Origin of the sequence: Pectobacterium sp. 1950-15, from assembly GCF_037136835.1 — a bacterium.
Lineage (GTDB): Bacteria > Pseudomonadota > Gammaproteobacteria > Enterobacterales > Enterobacteriaceae > Pectobacterium.
The window spans coordinates 1-231 of record NZ_JBBBQR010000057.1 but is presented as its reverse complement, the minus strand read 5'-3'; the positions used below and the strand labels follow the sequence as shown (position 1 = coordinate 231).

Below are 231 nucleotides of genomic sequence, written 5' to 3'. Positions count from 1 at the left end.
AGCCAGTTATAAAAACCCCTTTTGATTTGTTAAAACAGTTTGCGGTCTGGCAACTGCAAACGTTCAACAAGAAATCAAAAGGGGGTCCCAATGAGGGACGAAAAGAGCTTAGCGCACACCCGATGGAACTGTAAATATCACATAGTTTTTGCGCCGAAGTACCGAAGGCAGGTGTTCTACGGGGAAAAACGCAGGGCGATAGGCAGTATTTTAAGAAAGCTGTGCGAATGG

General features: G+C 45.5%; 1 protein-coding gene. It reads left to right on the top strand.

From position 1 onward, the window contains the following. Positions 1-90: 90 nt before the first annotated feature. A partial coding sequence (locus WCT94_RS20770) for a transposase (protein ID WP_336871615.1) occupies positions 91-231 on the top strand: 141 nt, incomplete at its 3' end.